Below are 4878 nucleotides of genomic sequence, written 5' to 3'. Positions count from 1 at the left end.
TGGCGTCGAGCATTTGCGCTTTTACAACAGCACGCTGGAGCGCGATGAAAGAATTCTGCCCTGTAAGGTGGCATGTGCGTGTTGCGGCACGCTGATTGCCGATGAGGGGCGCAACATGTGGCTCGCCTTTCCCACCCTGTTCGACTTCGGCACGCCGCCACAGGTGCCGGCGGCGTTCAAGCCGACCTGTCACATCTTCTACGGTATGCGGGTGATGGAGATGGCCGACGCGCTACCGAAGTGGTCCGGCCACAAGGACCAATCGACGCTGCTTTGATAGGCCGGAAATCGAACCAGCCGAAAAAAATCTAAAATCTATTTATCGTCGAATTTTGCAGCAGATATACTCCTAGATCCTGACGCAAGTGCGAGGAGCAACCGATGGACACCCAGCTTCTGTCGACGCCAGGCGCAAAGATGCTCTATCTCATCAAGCGCAGATCGACCACCTCCCGGGAGGAACTGGTCGCCCACTGGTTCGCCAACCACATGCCGCTGGTCATTCAGGCGCAACACGATCAAGCGGCGCGCGGCAAGGTGCATGCAACCCGCTATATCGCTACGCTGTTTGATGCAAACCGGGACGGTGAGCATCCCTGGGACGGCCTGGCTCAGTTGTGGTTCGACCGGCAGCTACCGCGGCCAGAAGTGCCGCATGGCACCGAACCAACGGACACGTTTCAACAGAAGGCCGAACCCTACGTGCCTTGGGCGACCCGGGAATACGTCGTGTTGGATGGCTCCGACCAACTTGCGTCTGAACCGCTTACGTTGAACGAGCCGTACCCCAATACGCGTTCGGGTTTTCTGAAGGTAAGTTTTTTTGTGAAGGCGCGTAGCGACTGCGACTATGACGCGTTTTTTGCGCACTGGCTGAATGTTCACGTACCCAACGTGACGGAGACGCTGGCCGCTGCGAACGGGTTCGGCTACATCGTAAGTCACAGCATCGAAGCAGACGTCGAACCGTATGCCGGTCTCGCGGAGTTGTACTTTCACGACGAAGCCGGCTGGGCCCAATATCGCGATTTGATCAAGCCCGACGGTATGGAAGCGTGGGTCGACCCGAACGGAACGCTCGTGCTGCGTGCATGCACTGAAATGATCGGAGTACCGTAACCTAACGGTTCTGTAGAAATCTAAGCAGCCTTTAGTGCATCGGTGGTGTTCCAGTACCTCTCCGCGGCGAAGGTCTCCTTCCGTGACGATCGAAATCGTTTGATCTCCGTCGTCGATGCTGGCAGACGTTGAGCATCTACAACCAAAATGCGTGCGTCCTGAGGTGTGCCAAAGAAGATCTCTGATTGGGTTCCATGTGATGTTCTCCAATTGAATGGATGAACATCCTGAGCTACACGCGGAATGCCTGCTTTGGTGGACGTAGCAGTCATAAATCCAGGTGTTTAGCGTCAGTCGCTATGCGTACTAACGGCCACAACCAGACATCACCTCAGTGATATTCTAGATCTAAAAGTGCGTGTCGTAGAGGTGTGAATCGATTGGTCTGGAACTCACACAGGGAGCGTTCATTGTCTCATCGCGTCGATGGATGATCTCCCAAACTAGGTTTTGTGTTCCGAGTTTGATCGTTCAACTGCGTTTCATGAGAACCAACAGGTCTATTCAGGTTAGACTCCGTTTACTTCTGTCCAATTAGTCTAATTCATGGACACAACGATCATCCTCATCGGCCTCGCCAAACTCTCCTTCGGCGTTTTTGTCGGTGTAGTTGGTATTACTACCGCCGCACGGCTGATCAAACGGTTCGCAGGCCTGCCTGACGTAGACACCGCCATCCACGAAGGCAACATAGCCGTGGGAATCTCGCTGGCCGGGGCAATCTTTGCCATGGGTCTGATGGTGCAAAACGCCGTGCAAAATACTTTCAGTGCGCTAGATCTACTACGGTACTCCGCTAACACCTGGGTAGACGTAACCTGGGTGTTCGCGTACGCGATCGGTCTGATCTTGGCTGCGTTGGTTGTCGGTGCTGGGGTAATCATTGTGGGTGTGCGTGCGTCGGTGCGGTTAACCCCGAACATAGATGAAATCGAAGAGATACGTAACGGCAACATCGCCTGCGCGATCGTGATGGCGGTTGTCCTTGGAGTAATGGGGCTGCTGGCAAGAGAAGGCCTGGACACGTTGTTGACCGGCTTGTTGCCCCTGCCGCCGCTGGGACAAACCCTGGACTAGCAGTGCCTCGTAAGAAATCCAGCAAGGGATGGTCGATCTTGAACGGAGTCTGGATCGTCTTGTTCCTGGGCTTGGCGGTATTTGACGATGAATTGTCAGTTAGAAAATCAGTTGACCGCGTACGAACCACCATCCAGGTCGTGGATCTGGGGACAGTTAAACAGCCGTCCGATGAAACATCCTACCAGAGCACCCAGCACGTCTGGCGGGCAAAGGGTCTTGCGCCCTACCGTGTTACGTTCGCTCATGGTCACGAAGCGATGTCTGCTCTGTATGCCGAGCACGCGTATCTCGGGCAAAGCTCACTACCCTCCGAGTGTAAGTACCGGCCATGGGGTTGTGTCTACACCGAGGTCTCGAGGCTGAGTGCGAACGACCTGAGCGCTCTGCTTGATCGTATGGAACTGGTGATAGACAGAAGCAACTGGAACGCGCGCGACGCCGCACGTTGGCTGCTGACCTTCGTGCAGGATATTCCGTACCGCATCCCCGAAGAACTGGCATTTAATGTGTTACCCCCGCCACTCGTCGTGTCGGAAGACTGGGGGGACTGTGATTCGAAGTCTCTTTTGCTGCTGCACCTGCTCAAACGGGCGGGAATTGAGGCGAGGATTTTCATTTCTCGCGCACATAGTCATGCAATGGTGGGGATCCTCTTACCGACCACGGGGAAGACAATTCGGCATGAGGGACGGGAATACGCGTGGGCAGAAACGACCGGACGGGCGCCCCTCGGGTGGATTCATCCTAATATGCTGAAGCCGAATGACTGGACCGGAGTGGATGTCCGTGTAACCGGCCGCTGAGGCAGATAGCCCAATCCTGAAAGGGAGCAATCGAATCAGCGAGGATGGTGAAAACAAAAGTGCTTTGCGGGATTTGGAAGGTCTATCGGTGGGTGACCGCGATCATCGAGTAGCGAATATTCGTAACCATTCTCGTGGTTAGACGAGTGACGGCAATGGGGCTGCGAATTCAACCGCACTAGTCTCCTGACAAGGAGAGGGAGTGTTGCAGATGAAGCAAAGACCGAGGATCTATAACACCGAAGAACAGAAAGCGTTGATGCGCGTTCACGCGGAGTTCGCGGAGCGAACTCCAATGCAGTTGCTTCGCAACCGCTGGGTCTCCCCATCGCGCGCAGCTTGGTACAGCTCGGTCTAGTATTTTTTACTCGGGAGTCGTAGAGAAGTCTACGCCATTAACCGCCTCTCCTTCCAAGTCACGGATTTCAAGCCGCGCACGTGGAATGTCGCTGGTCCAATCAAACGATATGAGACCAAAATGGTTTGCCCTTTGAACTTCGCCAATACGGTACTTGTTGGGCGAAAAATCCTTCCATGTTTCAGTAAGCCCGCTCGACGTTACATCATAGAATGCATAAAGCCCGGGTTCTTCAATCTTGGAGATTTCGCCCCAATGCACATCCCCCGAGATAAAAATGACACCTTTAGCTCCCGTCTTTTTTATCAAGTCGAGCATCTTCTGCCTTTGATGCGGAAAATTTGTCCAGGACTCATAACCGTTGGATTCATGACCGAACTGAATACTCGAACCTATTATTCGCATATCGGCCGAAATCTTTAACTGCTCCTCAAGCCAGAGCCACTGAGCACTGCCTAATAGCGTTGCTGCCGCGTCTTGATTGGGTACATAGCGCCCGTTACTCGAAATCAGTTCGTCCCGGAATGTACGGGTATCTAAAACGATAATCTGCAGTGAATTGCCAGGACCTTTATAATAGTAGGACGTATAGACTCCGGGTCGCGTCCACCGAGGAGAGTCTTTGGGTTCTTCAAAGAAATTCAGAAAAATTCGTTTTGAGTCCTCCTTGAAAACATACTCTTTGCCTGCATCGTTTTTGCCATAGTCATGATCATCCCACGTTGCAATCAGTTTGGTGGAGGACTTGAGATTTTGAAATTCCCTTTTTGCACCCAGCTGCTCATATCTAGCAACAAAACGCGGTAAGCCCGGTTCATCCTTTCCTTTGAACTCGAGTCCATTGTTCTCATCTGCATAAATACTGTCACCGAGATAGATAAACACGTCTGGTTTCAATGCAGCTATTGTATTCAGGATAGGCTGAGGCTTATGCACTTTTGAACAGGAACCGAAAGCAACCTTTACCGGCAGCTTTTTTACTTGATACACGTGATCAACCACACCTAAGTCTTCCGCAGCGTACTCACTCTGTTTTCGAGCCTCAGCAGCGGCGTCTTGAGGGTCCGCTTGGTCCCGTTGAGTGGTGGCGGCACATCCGCCGACAATCAAAGTCATCGTCGCAAACAGAACCAAAGTGCTGGGTAAGCAATGAATTTTCAGCGTGGTGAGAGCAAGAACTATAGGTGTTCGCAAGCGATACATTTGGATGCCCCTTCTATGGTTACGTGTCAAACACCTTCCATGGACAGGACTGCATCTTCCGCTCAGCCGGCTGTCTTGAATAAAAGGCCGCGCCAAACCGAGACATTCACAGTAGCTTGATTGAATCAGAATGTCACCGTGGGACAAGTCCCCGAGTAGGGGCGGGGTGCCGGAAAGCGAGGGGCGTTGGGCTGGGGTGGGCCTTATGGCATGGCCTGGCTGCGACACTTCAATGAAACCAATCGGGATTGCATACCACGTCTTCCGTCTGTGTAAGGCCAGTTGTCATTACGCGCAAGCAATACGCCAGGTGCG

6 protein-coding genes are annotated in these 4878 nt (G+C 53.1%); 5 read left to right on the top strand and 1 reads right to left on the bottom strand.

Going from position 1 to position 4878, the window contains the following annotated elements:
• From O6944_06800 to O6944_06780, 5 genes are all read left to right on the top strand, one after another.
• A partial coding sequence (locus O6944_06800; protein MCZ6718840.1) for a GFA family protein occupies positions 1-277 on the top strand: 277 nt, incomplete at its 5' end.
• Between the two features lie 104 nt (positions 278-381).
• On the top strand, positions 382-1119 hold the full coding sequence (locus tag O6944_06795; protein ID MCZ6718839.1) for an EthD domain-containing protein: 738 nt from the start codon (positions 382-384) through the stop codon (positions 1117-1119).
• Positions 1120-1665: 546 nt separating this feature from the next.
• On the top strand, positions 1666-2196 hold the full coding sequence (locus tag O6944_06790) for a hypothetical protein (protein ID MCZ6718838.1): 531 nt from the start codon (positions 1666-1668) through the stop codon (positions 2194-2196).
• 2 nt (positions 2197-2198) lie between these two features.
• The gene (locus tag O6944_06785; GenBank protein ID MCZ6718837.1) at positions 2199-3002 is read left to right on the top strand and encodes a hypothetical protein; all 804 of its coding nucleotides are present in this window, start codon (positions 2199-2201) and stop codon (positions 3000-3002) included.
• A 211-nt stretch (positions 3003-3213) separates the two neighbouring features.
• On the top strand, positions 3214-3360 hold the full coding sequence (locus tag O6944_06780; GenBank protein MCZ6718836.1) for a hypothetical protein: 147 nt from the start codon (positions 3214-3216) through the stop codon (positions 3358-3360).
• Positions 3361-3366: 6 nt separating this feature from the next.
• Here the strand turns inward: O6944_06780 and O6944_06775 are convergent, their stop codons facing one another.
• Complete coding sequence (locus O6944_06775) at positions 3367-4563, bottom strand: alkaline phosphatase D family protein (GenBank protein ID MCZ6718835.1); 1197 nt, start codon at positions 4561-4563, stop codon at positions 3367-3369.
• Positions 4564-4878 lie beyond the last annotated feature (315 nt).

Source organism: Gammaproteobacteria bacterium, assembly GCA_027296625.1.
GTDB lineage: Bacteria > Pseudomonadota > Gammaproteobacteria > JAKEHO01 > JAKEHO01 > JAKEHO01.
Note: the sequence above shows the minus strand (reverse complement) of the source record. Positions and strands in the feature narration are given on the sequence as shown.